Below are 22794 nucleotides of genomic sequence, written 5' to 3'. Positions count from 1 at the left end.
GCCGCGTGCTGACCCAGACCACGTCCATCGAGGCTTTCATCGACGCCCTGCCCAAGGTCGAACTCCACGTGCATCTCGTGGGCTCGGCGTCCGTCCCGACCGTCCTGGAACTCGCCCGCCGGCACCCCGACGGCGGGGTGCCCGTGGACGAGCGCGAGCTGCGCGCGTTCTACAAGTTCACCGACTTCCCCCACTTCGCCCAGGTCTACGACCGGGTGAACCACCTCGTCCGGACGCCCGAGGACGTCGCGACGCTCGTGCTCGGCGCCGCCCGCGACCTCGCCGCCCAGAACGTCCGGTACGTCGAGCTGACCGTCACCCCGCAGGCGCACACCCGCGCGGGGATCCCGCACCACGCGGTGCGCGAGGCGCTCGACATCGCCGCGCGGCGGGCGCGGGAGCTGCACGGCATCCAGGTCGCCTACATCTACGACATCCCCGCCGACTTCGGGATCGAAGGGGTGAAGGGCACCGCCACCGCCGCGCTGGAGCACCCGGCGGAGGCGCTCGTCGGCTTCGGGATCGGCGGCATCGAGCAGATGCGCGCCGCGATCCGCGACGAGATCCGGGACGCGTTCCGCGCCGCCCGCGCCGCCGGGCTCCGCAGCCTCCCGCACGCCGGCGAGATGACCGGGCCCGAGACGATGTGGGAGGCCATCGAGCACCTCGGCGCCGAGCGGCTCGGGCACGGCATCGCCTGCGTCCGCGACGAGCGGCTGATGGCGCATCTCCGCGACACCGGCACGCCCCTCGAGGTCTGCCCGACCTCCAACGTCTGCACCGGCCAGGTCGCCGCGCTCGCCGACCACCCGCTGCCCCGCATGCTGGAGGCCGGCCTGTTCGTCACGCTGAACAGCGACGACCCGCCCATGTTCGACACCACGCTGACCGGCGAGTACCGCGCCGCCGCCGCGGCGTTCGGGCTCGGCCGCGCCGAACTGGCCGCGCTCGCCCGCAACGCCGTCGCGGCGTCCTGCCTGGACGGCGCCGCCAAGCGGGCCCTCACCGCGGAGATCGACGCCCTCGCCTGAGGCCGCCGCCCGCGCCCGTCAGCCCCACGCCATGCGGCGCCAGGGGCTGGCGGGGTCTTCGGCGAGGATGCGGTGCCCGACCACCGAGCGCGCGTACCACTGGCCGAACTCGCCCTCGTCGAACCGCAGCATCCGGCCGAGCACGTACCCGGCGGAGAACGACTCCCACGACGAGTACACCTGGTGGGCGCGGCGCCCGGCCGTCAGGACGCACCGCTCCGCCTCGTCGGCCTCGCAGAACCCGGCGCCCAGACCCCAGCGGGCCATGTTCACGGCGCGCCCGAAGTCGTAGCCGTACACGCTCTCCACCAGCTCGTCCGGCCCGAGGAGACCGTCCGCGCGGAACCGCTCCTCGTACCGCAGGACCAGCCCCGACATCTCGATCACGTTCCGGGTGGTCGCCTCCGACACGTTCCGCTCGGCGCACCACCCGGCGATCGCGGCCCGCCACGAGGCCGGCTCCATGCCGGGCGCCCGCCGGTCGAGGACCATCTGGATGCCGGGGTCGGAGTTCTCCGCGTCCAGCAGCGCCCGGACCTGCTCCCGCCAGCCCGCCGCGTCGGTCACGCCCCAGTCGCGTTCCAGCAGCGCGCGGTCGTCCCGCGATCCCGGCTCGCCGAGCGTGTTCCACGCGACGCCGTTGCCGACGGCCAGGTGCGCGCCCACGCCGAGCGCCGCCGCGAGCGCGCCCCACCCCGCCCCGTTCGGGTCGGTGACGAGCACGTCGAAGTCGCGGTCGGGCCGCCGCTCGGCGTCCGCCAGCAGGCGCGCGACCCGGCGGTGCCCGTCGCCGTCCGGCGCCAGCCGCCCCAGCAGGTCGCGCAGCGGTTCCACCGCCGCGCGGGGCCCCGCGTCCTCGACGATGAGCCGCGCCGCGTGGACGCCCGCGACGTCCGCGCGGCGGTCGTCGCCCAGCGTGCGGAACGCGGCCATCGCCGCCCACGCCCGCCGCGCCGCCTCGCCCGCGCGCCCGGCCGCGGCCAGGACGTGCGCGGCGTGCCCGTCGAGCGCCGCGCGCAGCTCCCCGCCCGCCGGACCGGCCGCCTCCTCGGCGGCCGCGAGCACCCGGAGCGCGTCGTCGACGCGCCCGGCCGCCGCGAGCGCCCGCGCCCGGCGGGCCGCGACCCCGGCCGCGGCGGCCCGGTCGCCGCGCGCCGCCAGCCGTCCGGCGGCCTCCCCGAACGCCTTCGCGGCCTCCTCGGGGCGGCCCTGCCGCTCGTACTTCCGGGCCCGGTCGAGCAAGGCGCCCGGATCGGCATCGATCGTCATGGTTTCCTCCGGGCGACACCGTACCGAGCGGAGCCGCGCGGAGCGGCATTCTTCGCGGACGCGCCGTTCCGGACGTCCGCGCCGGGGGCCGCGGCACTGCGGTGCCGCGGTCAGGCGCGCGCGGTGATCTCCACGCGGGTGTCGTGGAAGACCGGTCCCGCGCCGAGGTCGGTGTCGCGCTCGGCGACGACCGCGTTGGCGTTCGAGCCGCCGGAGAACTTGGCCCAGTGCCCCTTGCTCGTCGCCGCGACGCCCGGCCTGACCTGGTCGGTCACCCGCAGGACCGCGTCGAAGCCGCCCCGGTCGTTGGCCACCCGGACCGGCTGCCCGTCCGCCAGGCCCCGCGCGGCGGCGTCGTCCGGATGGAGCCGGACGGCCAGGCCGCCCGACCGCCGCCGCAGCTCCGGGTTGTTCGCGAACTGCGTGTTCAGGAACTCGTGCGAGGCCGCCGAGATCAGCGCCAGCGGGTACCGCGCCGCCCGGTCCGGGTCGGCGACCTCCGCGGGCGGGACGTACGCGGCGTCGCGGGGGAACTCCAGCCGCCCGGACGGCGTCGGGAACCCCTCGGCGTACGGCAGGAACGGGTCCGGCACCGACATGCGCACGAAGCCCTCCTTGCGCAGCCGGTCCAGCGTGACGCCCGCCATCCACGGATGGCCGGACGCGACGAGCTGCTCGGCGAGGCTCTCGTCCGAGTCGTACAGGCTCGGCTCGGTCAGCCCCATCCGCCGCGCCAGCCGGCGGAACGTCTCCGTCGTCGGCAGGCACTCGCCGGGCGGCGCCACCGCCGGCTCGTTCCACGTCAGGTACAGGTGCCCGTAGCCCTCGTGCAGGTCCATGTGCTCGTGCTGCGCCGTCGCCGGCAGCACGATGTCGGCGTAGTCGACCGTGTCGGTCGGGAACTGCTCCAGCACCACGGTGAACAGGTCCTCGCGCGCCAGGCCCGCCCGCACCCGGTTCTGGTGCGGGGTGCTGCCCACCGGGTTCGCGGCGATCACGAACAGCGCCTTGACCGGCGGGTCCTGGACGTCCAGGAGCGCCTCGCCGAGCCGCGTCATTGACAGCGTCCGCACCGGCCCCGGCCGCAGGTCGTCGCGCCACAGCGCCGCCTTGTCCAGCCGGTTGTGGCCGGACGTGGAGAACGCCAGCCCGCCGCCGCGCCGCGCCCAGTCGCCGGTCACCGCCGCGAACCCCGCCAGCACCCGCAGCGCCGTCCCGCCGCCCGCGTGCCGCTGGAGCCCCTGCGTCGCGCGGATCGCGGTCGGCCGGGTGCGGGCGATCCGCTCGCCGAGCGCCGTGATCCGCTCCACCGGCACCCCGGTGATCCGCGCGGCCCGCTCCGGCGGGAACTCCGCGATCCGCTCGCGGAACTCGGCCCAGCCCGCCGTGTGCTCGCGCAGGAACCGCTCGTCCTGGCCGCCCGCCGCCACGACGACGTTCAGCAGCCCGAGCGCGAGGGCCGCGTCGGTCCCGGGGAGCGGCGCGAGGTGCTCGTCCGCCTGCTGCGCGGTCCGCGTCCGCACGGGGTCGATCGCCACCAGGTGCGCCCCGGCCTTCCGCGCGTCCTGCACGAACTTCCACACGTGGTGGCCGCTCGTCAGCGGGTTCGAGCCCCACAGCAGGATCAGCCGCGCGTGCGCGAGGTCCTCCGGGTCCATGCCGCCCGCCGAGCCGACGGTCGCCTCCATGCCCGCGGCGCCCGCCGCCGAGCAGATGTTGGCGTAGTGCGCGGACGCGCCGAGCACGTTGAAGAACCGGCGCCCCGAGTACCCTTCGAGGCCCTGCAGGTAACCCAGCGTCCCGGTGCCCCAGTACGGCCAGACCGCCTCGCCGCCGTGCTCCCGCACGGCGTCCCCGAGGCGCTCCGCGATCTCGTCGAGCGCCTCGTCCCACGAGATCCGCTCGAACCGCCCCTCGCCCTTGCGGCCCACCCGCCGCATCGGGTGCAGGATCCGGTCGGGCTGGGCCGCGCGTTCGAGCCACCGGTTCACCTTCGCGCACAGCGCGCCCCGCGTGTACGGGTGCTCGGGGTTGCCGCGCAGCCGCACCGCCTCGCCGTCCCGGACCGTGACCACCCAGGAGCAGCCGTCGGGGCAGTCCAGCGGGCAGGCTCCCAGCACCTTCAGTTCGGGCCCCATCAGCCGCTCCTCTCCGGGACGCGCCCCGTTCGTGCGACGTCCGTCGCGTCCCTCCGACCCCGGACGAATCCCTCCAGTGTGCGTCATACATCAGCAGCGTGGCACCTCGACGCACCTGACGACCTCTGGGGAGCCCATGTCGCGGGCACGCGGCGATGATGGTTTCCTTAGGGCGACCGAAGCGGAGCGTAGGGGGATGCGAGAGTGAAGAGCGTCGAGCCCGAGGTGTACCTCGTCGCACGGCCGGAGCTGGACTACGAGGAGGTCGCCCGGTACCTGCGGGACGTGGGCGGGGAGAGCTGGCTGGCGCGGCTCGACCGCGGCGAGCTCGACGCGGAGCTGAACGACCCGCAGAACCTCGCCGAGTTCGCGGGCCGCCTGTGCTACCGCTCGTGGGAGCCCGGCCTCAACCCCAACGTGACGAAGGTCCGGACCGACCAGGGGCAGTACCTCGAGAACATCCTCCGCAGCCTGCACGGGTCGGTGCTCGAGCACGTCAGCTTCAGCTTCGTCCTGCACAACTGCAGCCGTGTCCTCACCCACGAGCTCGTGCGGCACCGCCCCGGTGTGGCGATCTCGCAGGAGTCGCTCCGGTTCGTCCGGCTCCAGGACATCCCGTTCTGGTTCCCCGAGTGGGCCCGGGAGGACGCGGAGCTGATGGAGCGCGCCACCGCCCTGCTCGAGCAGATGGAGGAGTTCCAGGGCTGGATGGCCGACCGCTTCGGCCTGGACGACGAGGGCGTGCCGTTCAAGGAGAAGAAGCACAAGACCTCGTTCATGCGCCGCTTCGCCCCGGAGGGCGTCGCCACCGGCCTCGTGTGGACGGCCAACGTCCGCACGCTGCGGCACACCCTGGAGAACCGCACGGCCCCCGGCGCCGAGGAGGAGATCCGCCTGCTCTTCGGCAAGATCGGCGAGGTGATGCGCAAGGAGGCCCCCGACCTGTTCGGCGACTACGTCGTCGAGGACGGCGCGTGGGTCCCGCAGTGGCGCAAGGTCTGACCTCGTAATCCGCGGAAGACCGCGCCCGGGGGTGGGCGGCGGCTTCCGGGTGGGGGAGGCTTGGGCGGTATGACCGACGTCGAGATTCCCACCGGAGCACGCGACCTCCCCGGGTACCTGGCCGTCCCCGAGGGCGAGGGCCCCTGGCCCGGCGTGGTCGTCCTGTTCGAGGCCCTCGGGGCGACCGCGGACATGCGCGCCCAGGCCGACCGCTTCGCCGCGCACGGCTACCTCGCCGTCCTGCCCGACCTGTACGGCGGCGCGCCGTGGCTGCGGTGCGTGTCCAAGGCGATGCGGGACATGCGCGCCGGGCGGGGCGCGACCTACGACGCGATCGAGGCGACGCGGGCCTGGCTGGCCGGACGCGCCGACTGCACCGGCGCCGTCGGCGTGTGCGGCTTCTGCATGGGTGGCGGCTTCGCGCTCGTCGCCGCCGCCCGGTACGACTTCCGGGCCGCCGCGGTCAACTACGGCATGCTGCCCCGCCGTCCGGACGAGGCGCTGCGGGACGCGTGCCCGATCGTCGCCGGCTACGGCGCCGCCGACCCCACGCTCCGCGGGGCGGCGCGGAAGCTGGAGCGGGTGCTGGCGGACGCCGGCGTGCCGCACGACGTGAAGGAGTACCCGGGCACGGGGCACGGCTTCCTCACCGACAGCGAGCCGCCGGGCCCGCTCGGCCCCGTCTCGAAGATCGTCTTCGGTATGGGCAAGGGCCGCGAGAACGCGCCCGACGGCTGGTCCCGCATCCTCGCGTTCTTCGACGAGCACGTCCGCGAGTGACCCGGGGCGCGGATACCCCGGCCGGACCGTCAGGGGCTCAGGACGGCCTGGGTCTGCGTCACCTGCGCGACGCGGCGGCCCTCGCCGTCGTGCAGGTCGGTCTGGACGACGACGACCGTGCGGCCCGCGTGCAGCGGGCGGGACGTACCGCGGACGCGGCCCTCGCGGACGCCGCGGAAGAAGTTCGTCTTGGACTCGAGCGTCGTGGTGGACGCGCCGTCGGGCAGGTTGAGGAACGCGCACGCGGCGCCGAGGGTGTCGGCGAGGGCCATGAGGGCGCCGCCGTGCAGGACGCCGCCTGCGGTGCAGCGGTCGGGCGCCCAGTCGAGGCCGCCGGTGACCTCGTCGGGGCCCGCGGTGTCGATCTCGACGCCGAGGGCGCGGGCGAACGGCATCGCGTCGACGAGCAGGTCGGGACTGGGCTGCATGGTTCCTCCTCCGGACTGCGGACCGGGCCAGCCTCGCGACCGGGCGGCGGCGCGTCCATTACCTCCGACGTCATCGCCGCCGTGACGTGCGGGCCGGTAGCGTCGGTGCGGTGACGACGATCATGAACGAGGTGCGGCCGGTCGGGGAGCGGCTGCGGGCGTGGCGGCAGCGGCGGAGGCTGAGCCAGCTCGAGCTGGCGTCCGAGGCGGGCGTGTCGACGCGGCATCTGAGCTTCGTCGAGACGGGGCGGTCGGCGCCGAGCCGGGAGATGGTGCTGCGGCTGGCCGAGCACCTGGACGTCCCGCTGCGGGACCGCAACCTGCTGCTGGTGTCGGCCGGGTACGCGCCGGTGTTCGAGGAGACGCCGATCGAGGAGCCGCGGATGGACTCGGTCCGGGCGGCGCTGAAGCAGGTGCTGCGGGGGCACGAGCCGTTCCCGGCGGTGGTGGTGGACCGGTTCTGGAACCTGATCGACGCGAACGGCGCGGCGGCGCTGTTCATGGACGGCGCGCCGCCGGAGCTGCTGGAGCCGCCGCTGAACGTGCTGCGGCTCAGCATGCACCCGGACGGGATGGCGAAGAACATCCTGAACCTGGCGGAGTGGCGCGCCCACATGATCGACCGGGTGCGGCGGCACGTCCGGCTGACGGCGGACGCGTCGCTGGCGCAGCTGTACCGGGAGCTGCGCGACTTCCCGGGGGACGTCGGCGAGGCGATCGCGCCGCCGGCGGACCACGAGGTGTTCGTTCCGCTGCGGATCCGCGTGGACGACCGGGATCTGTCGTTCTTCAGCACGATCGCGACGTTCGGGACGCCGGTCGACATCACGGTCGCGGAGCTGGCGATCGAGTCGTTCTACCCGGCGGACGCGGAGACGAGCGCCTATCTGCGGGAACGCGCGGGCTGGTGAGGCGGCCGCGCCGGGTGCGCCCTCTTGCGGCGGGGGAGGCGGGACGACAGGGTGGGGGGACTCTCCTGACGGACGAGCCGCCCGGCCGCCGACACCGGCCGGGAGAGGGGAACGACCCATGTCAGAGCCCGGCCGGATGCCGCTCATCGGCATCACCGCGTGCCAGGAGCCGGCGCGCTGGGGCATGTGGGTGCGGGAGGCGGCGCTCCTGCCGGTCCCGTACCCGCGGTGGGTGGAGCGGGCCGGCGGCGTGCCGGTGCTGCTGCCCCCGGCGGCGTCGCTGCGCGGCGTGGGCGCGCTGGTCGAGCGGCTCGACGGGATCGTCCTCGCGGGCGGCGGCGACGTGGACCCGGAGCTGTACGGGGCGGAGCGGCACCCCGAGACGGATCCGCCGCAGCCGCAGCGGGACCGCTTCGAGCTCGCGCTGGCCCGGGCCGTGGTGGACGCGGACGTCCCGTTCCTGGGGATCTGCCGGGGCCTGCAGATCCTGAACGTGGCGCGGGGCGGGACGCTCGTGCAGCATCTGCCGGAGGCGGTCGGGCACGAGGGGCACGCGCCGGTGCCGGCCGCGATGGGGGCGCACGCGGTGCGGATCGCCCCGAACAGCCTGATCGGGAAGGTGCTCGGGGAGTCGGCGGACGTGCCGACGCTGCACCATCAGGCGGTGGGGCGGCTCGGGAAGGGGCTGGCCGCGGTGGCGTGGGCGGACGACCAGGTCGTCGAGGCCGCGGAGGTGCAGGGGCACCGGTTCGGGGTGGCCGTGCAGTGGCATCCCGAGGAGGGGGACGACGGCCGACTGTTCGAGGCGCTGGTGTCGGCGGCGCGCGGCGGGTAGCGGTTGGCGTCCCGAGGGCGGGGAAGACGAACCGGTAGTTTCCGTCGCTTCCCCCCGGAGGTCGCCGCATGCCGCTGCACCCGCAGACCGTGAGCTTCCTGCAGATGCTGCGCAGGTGGACGGCGGTGCCCCCGGGCGAGCCGGAACCCACGATCGAGGAGATGCGGGAGCGGGTCGGCGCGGTGTTCCCGGTGGGGCGCCGCGAGCTGCCCTTCGTGGACGACCTGGCCGTGCGGGGCCCGGACGGTCCGGTGCCGGTGCGGCTGTACCGTCCGGCGGAGGGGCCGCTGCCCGCGGTGGTCTACCTGCACGGCGGCGGCTGGGTGCTGGGCGGGGTCGAGAACGTGGACGGCCTGTGCCGCGGTCTCGCGGCGGACGCGGGCTGCGCCGTGCTGAGCGTCGGGTACCGGCTGGCGCCCGAGCACCCGTTCCCGGCCGCGGTGGACGACGCGTGGGCCGTCGTCGCGGCGGCCGTCCGGGAGCCGGGGCGGTTCGGGATCCGGCCGGGACCGGGGGCGGTGGCGGTGGCCGGGGACAGCGCGGGCGGCAACGTCGCCGCGGCGGTCGCGCTGCTCGCCCGCGACCGGGGCGTCGGGCTGGCGCACCAGCTGCTGGTCTACCCGGTGACGGACACGGCGCGGGACGCCCCGAGCTGGCGGGAGTACGGCAGCGGGTACGGGCTGGACGCCGCCGCGCTGTCCCGGTTCATGGACCTGTACCGCGGCGGCGCCGACCCGCGGGATCCGCGGCTGGCGCCGCTGCGCGCCCCCGACCTGCGCGGGGCCGCGCCCGCGACGGTGATCACCGCGGAGTACGACATCCTGCGGGACGAGGGCGAGGCGTACGCGCGGCGCCTCGCGGCGGCGGGGGTGCCGGTCGAGCTGCGGCGCTACGACGGGGTGGTGCACTCGTTCTTCCTGATGCCGGAGGTCTTCGACGCCGGTGCCGAGGCGGTGGCGTACGCCGTGGCACGATTGCGAACGGCATTCGGTCACTGCGAGCGGGAGGCGTCATGAGCGACCGGTACGGGACGTACGAGCGGCTGCGGATCGACTGGGCGGCGCCGGGGGTGCTGCGGGTGACGCTGAGCGCGCCGGGGCGGCTGAACGCGGTCGACACGGTGGGGCACGGGGAGCTCGCGCGGATCTGGCGGGACGCGGACGCCGACGACGAGGTGCGCGCGATCGTGGTGCGCGGCGAGGGCGAGGCGTTCTCGGCGGGCGGCGACCTGTCCATGATCGAGGAGATGATGGGCGACCACGCGGCGCGCCGCCGGATCATGCGGGAGGCGCGCGACATCGTGATGAACGTGATCGACTGCGCGAAGCCGGTGGTCAGCGCGATCCAGGGCCCGGTGGTCGGCGCGGGGCTCGCGGTGGCGCTGCTCGCGGACGTGTCGGTGGCGGGCCGCTCGGCGAAGATCATCGACGGGCACACCCGGCTGGGCGTCGCGGCGGGCGACCACGCGGCGATCGTCTGGCCGCTGCTGTGCGGGATGGCGAAGGCGAAGTACTACCTGCTGCTCAACGACGTCCTGACGGGCGAGGAGGCCGAGCGGATCGGCCTGGTGTCGCTGTGCGTGGACGACGCCGAGGTGCACGACCGCGCGCTGGAGATCGCGGGGCGGCTGGCCGCCGGGCCCGCCGAGGCGATCCAGTTCACCAAGCACGCGCTCAACAACTGGCTGCGCTCGGCGGGACCGGCGTTCGACGCGTCGCTGGCGATGGAGTTCTTCGGGTTCACCGGACCGGACGTGCGCGAGGGCGTGGCGGCGCTCCGCGAGAAGCGCTCGCCCGAGTTCGGCTGACCGCCGGTCCGGGCACGCCCGCCGGTCCCGCGTCAGCCGAACCGGCGGGCGAGCGCCTCCAGGCCCGTCGCGTAGATGCCGAGTTCGAGCGTCCGGCCCATGGCCAGTTCGTCGGCCGTGTCGGCGGAGAAGTCCGCCGACCACTCCACGAACGCGCGCCCGGCGCCGGCGGAGGCCGCGGGCCCGCCGGGTGGGCCGGCGACGGGGGAGACCCGCAGCCGGCCGCGCACGTCCCGCACCGGCAGCGGGCACTCGAGGATCTCGTAGCGGTAGGCGCGGCCGGCGTCGTCGAGGGCGGTGAGGCGCTCGCGGAACACCGAGTCGCCGGGGCCGATGAGGCGGCGGACGCAGCCGACCCGGTCGGCCGGGCCGCCGTCCTCGATGACCCCGGTCTCCACGCCCGGCAGCCACTCCGCGGCGTTCCCGAAGTCCCGCAGGTAGGCCCACACGTCGTCGGCGGTCGCGTCGATCACGGCGCTGGCGTAGGACCTGGGCATCGCGGTCTCCTCGGGCGACGGGGGCGCTGGTGCCCCTCATGCTCGCCCCGCCGGTGTGATCTTGGCAACACCCGGCGGCACCGGATCTCAGTACGAGCGCGGCAGCCCCAGTTCGTGCTGGGCGATGTGGGCCAGCACGAGCTCCTCGGCGACGGGGATGTTCTTGGCGATGCGGGCGTCGCGGAACATCCGCGCGACCGGGTACTCCAGCGAGTACGCCATCCCGCCGTGCGTCTGGAACGCGCGGTCGGCCGCCTGCCACGCCGCGTCCGCCGCGGTGAGCTTGGCGATGTTGGCCTCCGACCCGCACGGCCGGCCGCGGTCCCACAGCCAGGCGGCCTTGTAGGTCATCAGCCGGGCCAGCTCGACCTGCGCCTTGATCCGGGCGAGCGGGAACGCGATGCCCTGGTTGGCGCCGATCGGCCGCCCGAACGGCGCCCGGTCCCGCGCGTAGTCGCACGCGATCCGCAGCACCAGCTCGCCGGAGCCGACGCCGCCGGCCGCCGCGAGGATGCGCTCGGGGTTGAGGATGTCCCACAGGACGGCGAAGCCCTGGTCGGGCTCGCCCAGCACCCGGTCGGCCGGCACGCGCACGTCGTCCAGGAAGACCATGCTGGACGCGACGGTGTTCGTGCCGAGCTTCGGGATCGGCTGGTAGGTCAGCGTGCCCGCCTCGACGGCCTCCTTGATGTCCACGAGCAGGACGGTGAAGCCCGCGGTGCGGGGGCGCGCCTCGGCGGCCGGGATCGTCCGGGTCACGAGCACGAGGAAGTCGGCGCGCTCCATGCCGGAGATCCAGATCTTCTGGCCGGTCACCAGGTAGCCGTCGCCGTCGCGGCGGGCTTGGGTGGAGATGTTCATCGCGTTGCTGCCCGCGTCGGGCTCGGTGATCGCGAAGCAGGTCTCCAGCTCCCCGGCGGCGATCTTCGGCAGGAACTCGGCGCGCTGCGCCTCCGTCCCGTGGCGGGCGATGGTCAGCCCGCCGAACGCGGGGGTGAGCAGGTACATGAACGACGCGGCGCCGCCCGCGCCGCCCTCGGCGAGCGACTCCAGCGCGACCGCGAGCTCGAGGAGGCCCTGCCCGGCGCCGCCGTGCTCCTCGGGGATCGCGAGGCTGTGCCAGCCGCCCGCGACCAGCTCCCGCCACACCTCCTCGGGCCACCGCTTCTCGGCGTCGCACCGGCTCCAGTACTCCTGGTCGTACTTCCCGGCGATGGCCCGCACGCCGTCGCGCACCGCGATCGCGCTCTCCGGCAGGTCGAAGTCCACGCAAGCCTCCTGGCGTCTGTCCTGTTCGGCGTCCGATCAGGCCGGGCGCCCGATCAGGCCCCCCACCGTAGCCGATGTGGTAAGTGGTCACTGACATCGGGGCGGCGGCCATTGAACCCTCCCGTCCCGGGTAGGCGGGACGCGACGACAGGGGACCGGGGAGACGACGCGGAGGTTCGGATGCGGGTGCGGGACGGCTGGACGCTGGCGGGCGGCCGGTGGAGCGGCGGCACCGGGGACGAGACGTTCACGGTGGCCGACCCGGCGACCGGCGAGCCGGTGGGGGAGGTGCCGGTCTGCTCCGCCGCCGACGTCGAGGACGCCGTGTCCGCCGCGGCCGCCGCCGCGCCCGGCTGGGCCGCCGTCCCGGCCGCCGAGCGCGGCGCCGCGCTGCACGCCGCGGCGGACGCCGTCGAGGAGCGGGCCGACGAGCTGGCCGCGCTGGTCACGACCGAGATGGGCAAGCCCGCGGACGACGCGCGCGGCGGCGTCGAGGCCGGGATCGGCACCCTGCGGCAGTACGCCGAGCTGGGGCCGCTGCACCGCGGCCGCAGCCTGCAGGGCGGCCCGACGGCGACCGACCTCATGGTCCGCGAGCCGCGCGGCGTCGTCGCGGTGATCACCCCGTGGAACGATCCGGTCGCCATCGCCTGCGGGCTGATCGGCGCCGCAGCCGTCACCGGCAACGCGGTGGTGCACAAACCGTCCGAGCGGACCCCGCACGCCGGCGCGCTGCTCGCCGAACTGCTCGCGGGCGCCCTGCCGGACGGCGTCCTCAACCTCGTCACCGGCGACGGCCGCACCGGCGAGGCGCTGGCCGCCGACCCGCGCCCGGACGTCGTCGCGCACGTCGGCTCCACCCGCGCGGGCCGCCGCATCGCCGAGCTGGCCGCCCGCAACGGCGCGAAGGCGCTGCTGGAGAACGGCGGCACCGACCCCCTCATCGTCGACGCCGGCGTCGACCCGCACCGGGCCGCCGAGCAGGCCGCCGTCGGCTGCTTCGCGAACGCCGGGCAGATCTGCACGTCCGTCGAACGGATCTACGTGCACGAGTCGGTGCACGCCGGCTTCCTCGACGCGCTCGCCGAACGCGCCCGCGCCATGCGCACGGGACCGGGCTTCGACCCCGCCACCGAACTCGGGCCGCTCGTGGACGAACGGCACCGCGCCCGGGTGCACGAGCACGTCGAGAAGGCCGTCGCCGACGGCGCCCGGGTCCTGGCCGGGGGCGCGGTCCCGGACGGCCCCGGCGCGTTCTACCCGGCGACCGTGCTGGACGGCTGCACCGACCAGATGGCGGTCATGGCCGAGGAGACGTTCGGGCCCGTCGCGCCCGTCCGCGCCGTCGCGTCCTTCGACGAGGCCCTCGACGCCGCGCGCCGCGCCCGGCACGGCCTCGCCGCGACCGTCCTCACCCGGGACATGGCGCACGCGCGGCGCGCCTGGCGGGACCTGCCCGTCGGGACCGTCAAGGTCAACGCGGTGTTCGGCGGCGCCCCCGGCGGCGCCGCCACCCCGCGCGGCGCCTCAGGGGAGGGCTTCGGGTACGGGCCCGAACTGCTCGACGAGATGACCGCGGTCAAGGTCGTCCACATCGAGGCCGCGCCCTGACCCCGGCCGGGCCTCACCCCTTCACGGTGAGCAGCGGCCGCAGCTCCGCGACCGGCGACGCGACGCCGCCGCCGTGCAGCGCCGACACGACCGGGCCGATGTCCTTGTAGGCCCACGGCGCCTCCTGCTTCAGGTCGCGCCGCCACGCGGCCATGACGTCCGCCCGGCGCGCCGCCCGCGGGTCGCGGTGGTCCAGCGGCGTCACCACCCGGAACTCCCGCAGGAACGCGTCCAGCTCGGCGTCGCCGCCGCGCGCCGCCGCTCCGCGCGGCACCCGCCGTCCGGCGCCGTGGCACGCGCTCGCGACCGTCCGGGCGTCGCCGTGCCCGCGCAGCACGAAGCTGGACGCGCCCATCGACCCGGGCACGATGACCGGTTCGCCCCACATCGCATACGGTCCGCCCGCCATCTCCGCGTGGCCGCCCGCCGGGGTCGCGCCCTTGCGGTGCACCGCCCGGCCGCCGTCCCGCCAGAAGAGGTTGTGGGGCGCGTCGTACAGGAGCCGGGCGTCCGGGCCGCCGCACTCGGCGGCGAGCCCGGCGCGCATCGTCAGCGCGAGGAAGAACCGGTTGCCGAGCGCGAAGTTGGCGGCGTTCCCGAACGCCTCCAGGTAGCGGCGCCGGTCCGGCTCCGAACGCTCGTCCAGCAGGAACGGCAGGACGCCGTTGCGCGGGCGCGGCAGGCCCTTCGGCCACCGCGCGCGGAGCCGGTCGAGCGCGGTCGCGTTCGCCTGGTGCCCCAGCGACAGCGACCCGCTGTGCACCATCACCGTCACGGTGCCCGGCGCCAGCCCCCACGCGTGCGCGGCGGCCGCGTCGTGGACGCGCGCCACGTACTGCAGCTCGGCGAAGTGGTTGCCGCCGCCGATCCCGCCGATGACGCCGTCGTGGCTCGGCTCGTCCGGCGCCCCGCCCGCGCTGCCGATCCAGTCGGCGAACGCCTCCGCCGTCCCGACGGGCAGCCCGGCGCAGTGGACGCGGTCGAGGCAGTCCTCGGCGTCCTCCGGGCGCAGCCCCGCCCAGGGCGCCGGGCCGGTCGTCAGCAGCCCGGGCAGGCCGTCGCGCAGCAGCGCCTCCCGCTGCAGCGGGGTGAGCGCGATCCGGCGGCCGCCCTCGAAGAACAGGTGCCGCAGCCGCCGCTCGAGCCCGTCCAGCCGGGCCCGCACGCGGTCGGCGTCCAGGCCGGTGACCTCCAGCCGCATGCCGCAGTTCACGTCGTTGCCGACGGCCTGCGGGAGCAGCGCGTCCCGCACGTCCAGGACCGTCCCGATCGGGATCCCGGCGCCCTTGTGGAAGTCGGGGGTGAACGCGGCGCGGGCGATGCGCGGCTCCCCGACCGGGCCCGGCGCGGCCTCGGCGAGCCGCTCGAGGGTCCGCGCCGTCTCCAGCAGGTCCAGCGCCTCGGTGACGGCGGCCGGTTCCAGCGGGACGTCCGCCCCCGCGCAGATCTCCGCGGGGACGCCGTGGGGGTTGGGCAGCGTGAGCCAGTGCCCGCCCGTGCGGACGAGTCGATGATCTTGACGTGCGGAATGGACCGCGGGCATGGAAGCCTCCGGGTGACGGCCGAACACGGAAAGGAGCCGTCCGCGCGAAGGGCGCGACGGCGGGACGGGCGCCCGTCCGGGGCGCACCGGTCTCCTCGGGTTCAGCAGCCGCGAGGCGGGGGAGACGCTACCGCGCGCCCCCGGCGCCGTCATCCGGTTTTCCGGCGGCCAGGTAGCCCGTCACCATCCGGGCGACGGAGCGGGCCGCGCGCTCGGGCGGCCCGGACGGCAGCATGAGGTGGCTCATCGTCAGCCGGACGGCCGCGTCCGCGACCTCGGCCAGCGCCGCCGCGTCCAGATCCGGCCAGTGCCGCATCGCGTGGTCGGCGAGCCGCGCGCTGGCGGTGAACAGCAGCGGCTCCGCCTGCGTCGTCAGCAGCGGCAGCAGCTCCTCCCCGCCGGCCCCCGTCAGCACCGCCTTCTTCAGCTGGTCGTCCGCCGACGTCTCCAGGGTGTACCGCACGGCCGCGACCACCGCGTCGAACAGGTCGGCGTGCTCCGACAGCACCCGGTCGATGCCGTCGAGGTACCGGTCGTTGTCGCGGATCACCACCGCCTGCGCCAGGCCCCACTTGTCGCCGAACTCGTTGTAGACGGTCTGCCGGCTCACCCCGGCGGCGGCCGCGACGTCCCGCATGCGCAGTCCCCGGTACCCGCGCTCGACCAGCAGCGCGGCGGCGGCGTCCAGCAGTGCTTCGCGCACGGGACGGTCGGCGGTGCCCATCAGCGTTCCTCCGGATGCTGGACGCGTCGACCGCGACGCGGTCGGCGGTCGGTGGGCCCCCATTATCACCCGGCCCGCTTCCCCGGTCTCCGGCCAGGCGCCCGCCGCCCGGAACGCGGGCGGGCGGTGCGGTCAGCCGGCCGGGAGGCGCGCCTCCGGTGCGCGCGTGCCCCGGTACGCGCCGCGTGCGCGGGCGTCGGCCCGGACCTCGGCGGGCGGGCCGCTCGCGACGACCCGGCCGCCGTCCAGGACGTGCACGACGTCGCAGACGCCGAGGACCGGTTCGAGGTCGTGCCCGGCGACCAGGACCGCCAGGCCGTCGGCGGCGAGATCGCGCAGCAGCACCTCCAGCGCGCGGGACCGCCGCTCGGGCAGGCCCGTCCACGGCTCGTCGAGCAGCAGGACGGACGGGTCCGCGGCGAGAGCGCGCGCCAGTTCGGCCAGCCGGGCGACGTCCGGCGGGACGGCGCGCGCGGAGCGGCGGGCGTACTCGCCGATGCCGACGCGGGCGAGCAGCTCGTCGGCGCGTCCGGCCGCGTCCCGGCGGGCCGCGCGGCGCCGCCGCCACCGGTCCCGCGCCGTCCGGCCGGGCTGCTCGCGGGCCGCCGCGTGCCGGACCGCGGCCGTCCGGACGGCGTCCCGCACGGTCGCGCCGCCGAGCGGGCCCGGACGCTCGAACGTGCGGGCGACGCCGCGGCGGGCGCGCTCGCGGGCGCCGCCGGTGAGGTCGGCGCCGCCGAGTCGGACGGTGCCCTCGCTGGGGCGGCGCAGCCCGCTGATGACGTCGCACAGGGTGGTCTTGCCCGCGCCGTCCGGGCCGATCAGGCCGGTGACCGCGCCGGCGGGCGCGGCGAGCGCGGCCCGGTCCACGGCGGTGAGCGCGCCGAACCGGACGGTCACGCCCGACACGAGCAGTCCTCCGGCGGTCGGGGACATGGCGGTGGGGAGCATCCGCACCTCCCGGCGGGGCACGAGGACGGCCGTGACCCGGATCATGTGATCTAGATCACCGGTTCCTCACCTTACTGAGGAGGCGGCGCGGCGGCAACGCCCTCCGCGGGGCCCGCGGCGGCGCCGGAACCGGCGATCTCGCCGAGCCGTTCGCGGCGCCACTCCTTGACCCCGGCGACGAACCCCTCCACGTCGGCGGCCTTGCCCGAGGCCATCTGGTCGAACCAGTCCGGGACGTACCGCTCGAACCGCCCGTCGCCGATGACCTCGAGGACGGCCGCCGCCACATCGCCCGGCGGGCGGGCGTCCGCGAGGTCGCTCAGCGGCTCCTCCTCGCCGGGCCGCGCGTCGAACAGCTCCGTGCCGCCGATGAGCGCCGGCTGCACCACGTGAACCTGCACGCCCGTGCCGTCCAGGTCGACGGCCATGCTCTCCCAGAACGCGGTCAGCGCGGCCTTCGACGCGGCGTACGCGGCCTCGTGCGGCGGGCCGAGCCGCGCCGCGACCGACCCGATCGCCACCAGGTGCCCGCGCCCCCGCGCGACCATGCCGGGCAGCACCGCGAGGGTGAGCCGCACGGCCGACAGGTAGTTCAGCCGCAGCACCTCCTCGGCGTCGGCGGGCGCCAGGTCCAGGACGTGCCGCCGCTTCGGCGCCCCCGCGTTGTTGACCAGCACGTCGACGCCGCCGAACTCCGCCTCGGCCGCCGCGGCCAGCGCCGCCGCGGCGTCCGGGTCGGCCAGGTCGGCCGGCCACATCGCCGAGCCCGGCGCGTGCTCCCGGCACCGGGCCAGCACGTCCGCCAGCCGGTCCGCGCGCCGCGCCGTCAGCCCCACCCGGGCGCCGGCGGCGGCGAGCGCCTCCGCGACCGCCGCGCCGATCCCCGACGAGGCGCCCGTGACCAGCGCCGACCGTCCCGCCAAAGTCACCATGCGGCGAACGTGGCACAGCCGCGGGCGGCCCGGCAAGGCGCATCGCCGGGCCGGACCCTGCCGTTACCCTCGCGCCCGCCTCCGGTGCCCGGGCCCGCCCGGACGGGGTGCCCCTGTTGACGCCCGTGCGCGCGGGTTCCTAGGGTGGACCTGCCATACCGACCGGTTGGTATGTCCGATGGCGACGCCGCGCCGCCCGACACGCGGCGCCGCCCGACACCGCGCGGAGGTCCGCCCTGTGAGCACAGCACCGCCCGACGCCGACGAGCTGGACAGGAGGGTCGACGCCTTCCTCGCCGAGCACGACCCCGCGGCCGCCGAGCCGGGAGAGTTCCTCCGGGCCCGCTACGACGCCGGCCTGGCGTGGGTCCACTACCCGGAGGGGCACGGCGGCCTCGGCGCCCCCCGCGCCCTCCAGCCCGCCGTCGACCGGCGGTTCCGCGAGGCGGGCGCCCCCACCAACCAGCCCGAGCGCAACGGCATCGGCCTCGGCATGGCGGCCCCCACGGTCCTCGCGTTCGGCACCGAGGAGCAGAAGCGCCGCTTCCTGCGCCCCCTCTGGACCGGCGAGGAGATCTGGTGCCAGCTGTTCAGCGAGCCCGGCGCCGGCTCCGACCTCGCCGCGCTCGGCACCCGCGCCGTCCGCGACGGCGACCACTGGATCGTCAACGGCCAGAAGGTCTGGACGTCCATGGCCCACGAGGCCCGCTGGGCGATCCTGGTGACCCGCACCGACCCCGACGTCCCCAAGCACCGCGGCATGACGTACTTCGTGTGCGACATGACCGCGCCCGGCGTCGAGGTCAGGCCGCTCCGGCAGATCACCGGCGAGGCCGAGTTCAACGAAGTCTTCCTCACCGACGTCCGGATCCCCGACGAGCACCGCCTCGGCGAGGTCGGGGACGGCTGGCGCGTCTCCACGACCACCCTCATGAACGAGCGGGTCGCGATCGGCGGCGCCGCCGCGCCCCGCGAGGGCGGCATGATCGGCGTCGTCGCGAAGCTCTGGCGGGACCGCCCCGAGCTGCGCACCGCCGGGCTGCACGACGCCCTGCTGCGGCTGTGGGTCGAGTCCGAGGCCGCCCGCCTCACCGGCGAGCGGCTCCGCCAGCAGCTCGCGGTCGGCAAGCCCGGCCCCGAGGGCTCGGCCGCCAAGCTCGCCTTCGCCGACATCAACCAGCGCACGTCCGGGCTCGAGCTGGAACTCCTCGGCGCCGACGGCCTGCGCTACGACGACTGGACGATGCGCCGCCCGTCCGAGGTCGACTTCACCCGCCGCTCGCCCGGCTACCGGTACCTGCGCGCCAAGGGCAACTCCATCGAGGGCGGCACCTCGGAGATCCTGCGCAACATCATCGCCGAACGCGTCCTCGGCCTGCCCGGCGAGATCCGGGTCGACAAGGACGTGCCGTGGAAGGACCTGCCGAAGTGACCGACCTCCTCTACACCGAGATCGAGAACGACCTGCGCGCGAGCGTCCGCGAGGTCCTCGAGGACAAGGCCCCCTGGACGGCCGTGCTCGCCGGCACCGAGAAGGACGAGCCGCACGACGCCGCCCTGTGGACGGCCGTCGCCGCGCAGCTCGGCTGCGCCGGGCTGCCCGTCCCCGAGGACCTCGGCGGCGCGGGCGCGAGCTGGCGGGAGACCGCCGTGGTGATGGAGGAGCTGGGCCGCGCCGCCGCGCCCGTCCCGTTCCTCACCAGCTCCGTCGTCGCCACCGCGGCGCTGCTCGCCGCGGGCGAGCGGGACCTGCTCGGCCGGCTCGCCGCCGGGGAGGCGATCGCCGTCCTCGCCGTCCCGTTCGCCGCCGCGCCCGGCGCCGACCCGGCGGCCGGCCCCGGCGCGCCGACCCTGTCCGGCGGCGCGCTCACCGGCGCGGTCGCGGGCGTCGCCGACGGCATGGCCGCCGACGTGCTCCTCGTCCCGGCCGCCGGCGGGCTGTACGCGGTGGACGCCGCCCACGCGCGCCGCACCGCCGTGACGTCCCTGGACATGACCCGCCGCCTCGCCGACGTCGCCTTCGACGGCGCCCCGGCCCGGCCGGTCGCCGACGGGCCGGACGCGGTCCGCGCCGCGCTGCTGACCGGTGCCGCGCTGCTCGCCTCCGAGCAGCTCGGCATCGCCGAACGCTGCCTGGACGACACCGTCGCCTACGTCAAGACCCGCTACCAGTTCGGCCGCCAGATCGGCTCCTACCAGGCCCTCAAGCACCGCCTCGCGGACCTGTGGACGTCGATCACGCAGGCCCGCGCCGCCGCCCGCTACGCCGCGTCCTGCGCGGCCGCCGCGGACCCCGACCTGCCGGTCGCCGCCGCCGTCGCGCAGGCGCACTGCTCGGCCGTCGCGGTCAAGGCCGCCGAGGAGTGCGTGCAGATGCACGGCGGCATCGGGTTCACGTGGGAGCACTCGGCGCACCTGTTCCTCAAGCGGGCCAAGGCCGACTCGATCGCGCTCGGGTCGCCCGACCGGCACCGCGCGGCGCTCGCCGCGCTGGCGGACCTGCCGCCCGCCTGACGCCGCCCCGCCGCGGGGCCGCCGGTGGGACCGGCCGGGCCGGTCCTACCGGTCGAGCCCGAGCCGGCGGCCCAGCCGCCGGAACCGGGACTCGTCCGGGACGTGCTCCGGGCTCGCGCCCCCGGCCGCGAGCCGCTCGAGCAGCGAGTCGAACGCGGGCGGGCCGACGCACACCAGCGTCGCCCGGGAGCGGCGGGCGCAGTGCAGCCGCACCGACGGGCGCACCAGCCGCGACAGCACTCCCCGGCGGCCGTGCCCGACGACGAGGATGTCGTCCTCGCCCGCGAGCCGCACCAGCGTCGCGCCCGGCTCGCCGACCAGGGCCAGCGCCGTCATGTCCACGCCGTCCGGCGGGCCGTCGCACACGTCCGACAGCAGCCGGGCGATGAGGTCCGCGCCGGAGCCGCGCAGCGCGTCGGTGACGCCGCAGCCGAGCTGCCCGGCCGCCGACACGTGCGGGGGGAGCGGGGCGGCGTGCGCCACCAGCAGGGGGAGCCGCCGCAGCCGCGCCTCGCCGATCGCCCAGGAGAGCGCACAGCGCGCGCCGGCGGAGTCGTCGACCCCCACCACGACACGGGGGCCGCCCTCCGGCCTCACGATCACGGTCCCTCCTGAAGCCTGCGGGGTGAGGTGGTTCACCTTACATTGAAGGAATACCCGCCTCCGCGGAAGTGTTTCGCCTCGGTTCACCTCCGGTTCTCGGCGATTCCGCCGTTCCGGGCGGCGGCGCGCGCCCCGCTGGACCGCCGGGCGGCGGCCCGGCAGACTTCCGCCATGGGCACACCGACGCCGGCCGCATCCGGCGCCTCCGACGAGCACGTGCGCGGCGGCGCGGACGACGGCACCGCGTGCGCCGTCGCGCACGGCGACGTCCGTCCCGGGACCGGCGACCGCACCCTCGTCGCCGTCTTCGCCACCCCGGTGGCCGAGCACCTGCTGAGGTACGGCGCCGACCTCGGGTACCGCACCTTCCTCGTGGACCCCGACGAACGGCGGGACGGCGCGGCGGCGCTCCCGCCGCTGGACGCCTCGGCCGACGTCGTCGTCACCGACCACCACCGCCCCGAACTCGGGCGGGTGCTGGCCGCCGTGCTCACCCAGCCCGTCCGCTGGGTCGGCGTGATGGGCAACCCGCGCCACCCCGCCCCGCACATCCCCGCGCTCACCGAACTCGGCGTCCCGTACGACGACATCGCCCGGGTGCGCCGGCCCATCGGCCTCAACATCGGGTCCCGGACGCCCGCCGAGATCGCCGTCGCGACCCTCGCCGGGCTGATCGCCGACCGCAACGGCCGCCCCGGCGGGTTCGAGTTCTGACCCGTCCACCGGCTGCGCCGCAGGTCAACCGCGTAGGATGGAGCGGCGCACGGGTTCTGTCGGTGGGGCGGTCTACGGTCGGGACGAACGGGCGGCCGCCGGCCCGCGCCGCCGCGAGGTACATCGCCGAGCGAAGGTGACGACGACCATGCCAGCCGACCGCACGCAGCAGAAGAACGCCGCCGCGACCGTGGACGACCGCGCCCCCGCGGGCGGCCGCGCCGCCGCGGACGACCGCGCGTTCCTCGACCAGGCCGACCCCTACCGGCGCGAGCTGCTCGCGCACTGCTACCGGATGCTCGGGTCCATCCACGACGCCGAGGACCTCGTCCAGGAGACCTACCTGCGGGCCTGGAAGTCCTACGAGCGCTTCGAGGGCAGGTCCTCGCTGCGGACGTGGCTGTACCGCATCGCCACCAACGCCTGCCTCACCGCGATCGACCAGCGCGGCCACCGGCCCATGCCGTCCGGGCTGGGCGCCCCGAGCGACGAGCCCGAACGGCCCGTCGTCGCGTCCCCCGAGGTGCCGTGGCTGGAGCCCGCCCCCGACGCCGTCGTCGCCGCGGACGCCGCCGACCCGGCCGCCATCGTCGCCGCCCGGGAGAGCACCCGGCTCGCGTTCGTCGCGGCGCTGCAGCACCTGCCCGCCAAGCAGCGGGTCGTGCTGATCCTGCGGGACGTCCTGAAGTGGCGGGCCGCCGAGGTCGCCGAACTGCTCGGCACCAGCACCGCCGCCGTCAACAGCGCCCTGCAGCGGGCCCGGGAACGCCTGGAGCAGGACGGCCCCGCCCGCGACGAGCTCGTCGAGCCCACCGACCCGTCCGTCCGGAACCTGCTCGACCGCTACGCCAAGGCGTTCGAGGACGCCGACATCGCCGCGCTCCTCGAACTGTTCAAGCAGGACGCCGTCTGGGAGATGCCGCCGTTCCCCGAATGGTTCGTCGGCGCCGAACCCATCGTGCGGCTCATCACCGCGCAGTGCGCCCCCGAGCCGGGGGAGCTGCGCATGCTCCCGTCCGCCGCGAACGGCCAGCCCGCGTTCGGCCTCTACCGGCGCGACGAGGAGGGCGTGCACCGGCCGTACCAGCTGCAGGTCCTCTCGATCACCGCCGACGGGGTCGCGCACGTCTCCGCGTTCTTCGACACGTCCCTGTTCCCGCTGTTCGGCCTCCCGCAAAGCGCCTGACCGGAGCGCTGTTCTTCCGTTCAGCGGAAAACGATGTCCACGGCCTCCG

At 76.0% G+C, this 22794-nt stretch carries 22 protein-coding genes; 12 read left to right on the top strand and 10 right to left on the bottom strand.

From position 1 onward, the window contains the following. The first annotated feature begins 5 nt into the window (after positions 1–5). Positions 6–1031 carry an adenosine deaminase gene (add, locus tag H505_RS0138250; RefSeq protein ID WP_026406187.1) on the top strand — a complete coding sequence of 342 codons (1026 nt, stop codon included), beginning with the start codon at positions 6–8 and terminating at the stop codon, positions 1029–1031. An 18-nt stretch (positions 1032–1049) separates the two neighbouring features. Here add and H505_RS49590 read toward each other — a convergent pair whose 3' ends face one another. After that, positions 1050–2300 (bottom strand): DUF1266 domain-containing protein, encoded by a 1251-nt coding sequence (locus H505_RS49590; protein WP_051301623.1) that lies wholly within the window; start codon positions 2298–2300, stop codon positions 1050–1052. A gap of 110 nt (positions 2301–2410) precedes the next feature. Beyond that, complete coding sequence (locus H505_RS0138240) at positions 2411–4438, bottom strand: molybdopterin-containing oxidoreductase family protein (protein ID WP_034521857.1); 2028 nt, start codon at positions 4436–4438, stop codon at positions 2411–2413. A 204-nt stretch (positions 4439–4642) separates the two neighbouring features. Between H505_RS0138240 and thyX the strand changes: the two genes are divergently transcribed. Both thyX and H505_RS0138230 read left to right on the top strand, forming a co-directional pair. After that, entirely contained in the window at positions 4643–5440 is a 798-nt protein-coding gene (thyX, locus tag H505_RS0138235) for an FAD-dependent thymidylate synthase (protein WP_026406185.1), read from the top strand. 69 nt (positions 5441–5509) lie between these two features. Further along, the gene (locus tag H505_RS0138230; RefSeq protein WP_026406184.1) at positions 5510–6220 is read left to right on the top strand and encodes a dienelactone hydrolase family protein; all 711 of its coding nucleotides are present in this window, start codon (positions 5510–5512) and stop codon (positions 6218–6220) included. Between the two features lie 29 nt (positions 6221–6249). Here the strand turns inward: H505_RS0138230 and H505_RS0138225 are convergent, their stop codons facing one another. Then, positions 6250–6648 carry a PaaI family thioesterase gene (locus H505_RS0138225; protein ID WP_026406183.1) on the bottom strand — a complete coding sequence of 133 codons (399 nt, stop codon included), beginning with the start codon at positions 6646–6648 and terminating at the stop codon, positions 6250–6252. A 110-nt stretch (positions 6649–6758) separates the two neighbouring features. Here H505_RS0138225 and H505_RS0138220 point away from each other — a divergent pair, with 110 nt between their 5' ends. From H505_RS0138220 to H505_RS0138205, 4 genes are all read left to right on the top strand, one after another. Next, positions 6759–7559 (top strand): MmyB family transcriptional regulator, encoded by an 801-nt coding sequence (locus tag H505_RS0138220; protein ID WP_026406182.1) that lies wholly within the window; start codon positions 6759–6761, stop codon positions 7557–7559. Positions 7560–7677: 118 nt separating this feature from the next. Then, complete coding sequence (locus H505_RS0138215; protein WP_026406181.1) at positions 7678–8394, top strand: gamma-glutamyl-gamma-aminobutyrate hydrolase family protein; 717 nt, start codon at positions 7678–7680, stop codon at positions 8392–8394. A 68-nt stretch (positions 8395–8462) separates the two neighbouring features. Next, positions 8463–9410: an alpha/beta hydrolase gene (locus H505_RS0138210; protein ID WP_026406180.1), complete on the top strand. Its 948-nt coding sequence runs from the start codon at positions 8463–8465 to the stop codon at positions 9408–9410. Next, entirely contained in the window at positions 9407–10201 is a 795-nt protein-coding gene (locus tag H505_RS0138205) for an enoyl-CoA hydratase/isomerase family protein (RefSeq protein WP_026406179.1), read from the top strand. Before H505_RS0138210 ends, H505_RS0138205 begins: the two co-directional genes overlap by 4 nt. A 32-nt stretch (positions 10202–10233) precedes the next feature. Here the strand turns inward: H505_RS0138205 and H505_RS0138200 are convergent, their stop codons facing one another. Continuing rightward, complete coding sequence (locus H505_RS0138200) at positions 10234–10698, bottom strand: SRPBCC family protein (RefSeq protein ID WP_026406178.1); 465 nt, start codon at positions 10696–10698, stop codon at positions 10234–10236. A gap of 87 nt (positions 10699–10785) precedes the next feature. After that, positions 10786–11967 (bottom strand): acyl-CoA dehydrogenase family protein, encoded by a 1182-nt coding sequence (locus H505_RS0138195; protein ID WP_026406177.1) that lies wholly within the window; start codon positions 11965–11967, stop codon positions 10786–10788. Positions 11968–12147: 180 nt separating this feature from the next. Here H505_RS0138195 and H505_RS0138190 point away from each other — a divergent pair, with 180 nt between their 5' ends. Continuing rightward, on the top strand, positions 12148–13578 hold the full coding sequence (locus H505_RS0138190; protein WP_034521850.1) for an aldehyde dehydrogenase family protein: 1431 nt from the start codon (positions 12148–12150) through the stop codon (positions 13576–13578). 13 nt (positions 13579–13591) lie between these two features. Here H505_RS0138190 and H505_RS0138185 read toward each other — a convergent pair whose 3' ends face one another. The 4 genes from H505_RS0138185 to H505_RS46975 all read right to left on the bottom strand — a co-directional run bounded on the left by H505_RS0138185 (position 13592) and on the right by H505_RS46975 (position 17728). Then, positions 13592–15121 (bottom strand): RtcB family protein, encoded by a 1530-nt coding sequence (locus H505_RS0138185; RefSeq protein WP_026406175.1) that lies wholly within the window; start codon positions 15119–15121, stop codon positions 13592–13594. Between the two features lie 127 nt (positions 15122–15248). Further along, positions 15249–15845 carry a TetR/AcrR family transcriptional regulator gene (locus tag H505_RS46985; RefSeq protein ID WP_051301622.1) on the bottom strand — a complete coding sequence of 199 codons (597 nt, stop codon included), beginning with the start codon at positions 15843–15845 and terminating at the stop codon, positions 15249–15251. Between the two features lie 132 nt (positions 15846–15977). Beyond that, positions 15978–16841, bottom strand: coding sequence for an ATP-binding cassette domain-containing protein (locus H505_RS46980; RefSeq protein WP_245592737.1), 864 nt, complete (start codon positions 16839–16841; stop codon positions 15978–15980). A gap of 26 nt (positions 16842–16867) precedes the next feature. Beyond that, the gene (locus H505_RS46975) at positions 16868–17728 is read right to left on the bottom strand and encodes an SDR family NAD(P)-dependent oxidoreductase (protein ID WP_084551297.1); all 861 of its coding nucleotides are present in this window, start codon (positions 17726–17728) and stop codon (positions 16868–16870) included. 238 nt (positions 17729–17966) lie between these two features. Here H505_RS46975 and H505_RS0138165 point away from each other — a divergent pair, with 238 nt between their 5' ends. After that, the gene (locus H505_RS0138165) at positions 17967–19160 is read left to right on the top strand and encodes an acyl-CoA dehydrogenase family protein (protein WP_026406174.1); all 1194 of its coding nucleotides are present in this window, start codon (positions 17967–17969) and stop codon (positions 19158–19160) included. Further along, complete coding sequence (locus tag H505_RS0138160; RefSeq protein WP_026406173.1) at positions 19157–20242, top strand: acyl-CoA dehydrogenase family protein; 1086 nt, start codon at positions 19157–19159, stop codon at positions 20240–20242. The genes H505_RS0138165 and H505_RS0138160 overlap by 4 nt, the downstream gene beginning before the upstream one ends. A gap of 45 nt (positions 20243–20287) precedes the next feature. Here H505_RS0138160 and H505_RS48445 read toward each other — a convergent pair whose 3' ends face one another. Continuing rightward, the gene (locus tag H505_RS48445; RefSeq protein ID WP_051301621.1) at positions 20288–20845 is read right to left on the bottom strand and encodes a universal stress protein; all 558 of its coding nucleotides are present in this window, start codon (positions 20843–20845) and stop codon (positions 20288–20290) included. Between the two features lie 171 nt (positions 20846–21016). Between H505_RS48445 and H505_RS0138145 the strand changes: the two genes are divergently transcribed. Continuing rightward, positions 21017–21559, top strand: a complete 543-nt coding sequence (locus H505_RS0138145) for an XdhC family protein (protein ID WP_084551294.1) — start codon at positions 21017–21019, stop codon at positions 21557–21559. Positions 21560–21707: 148 nt separating this feature from the next. Then, entirely contained in the window at positions 21708–22745 is a 1038-nt protein-coding gene (locus tag H505_RS0138140) for a sigma-70 family RNA polymerase sigma factor (RefSeq protein ID WP_034521846.1), read from the top strand. Positions 22746–22794 lie beyond the last annotated feature (49 nt).

The sequence above is a fragment of the Actinomadura rifamycini DSM 43936 genome, from assembly GCF_000425065.1.
In the GTDB taxonomy this organism is placed as follows: domain Bacteria; phylum Actinomycetota; class Actinomycetes; order Streptosporangiales; family Streptosporangiaceae; genus Spirillospora; species Spirillospora rifamycini.
The sequence above is the reverse complement of the archived record's forward strand: the minus strand, read 5'-3'. Positions and strand labels throughout refer to the sequence as shown.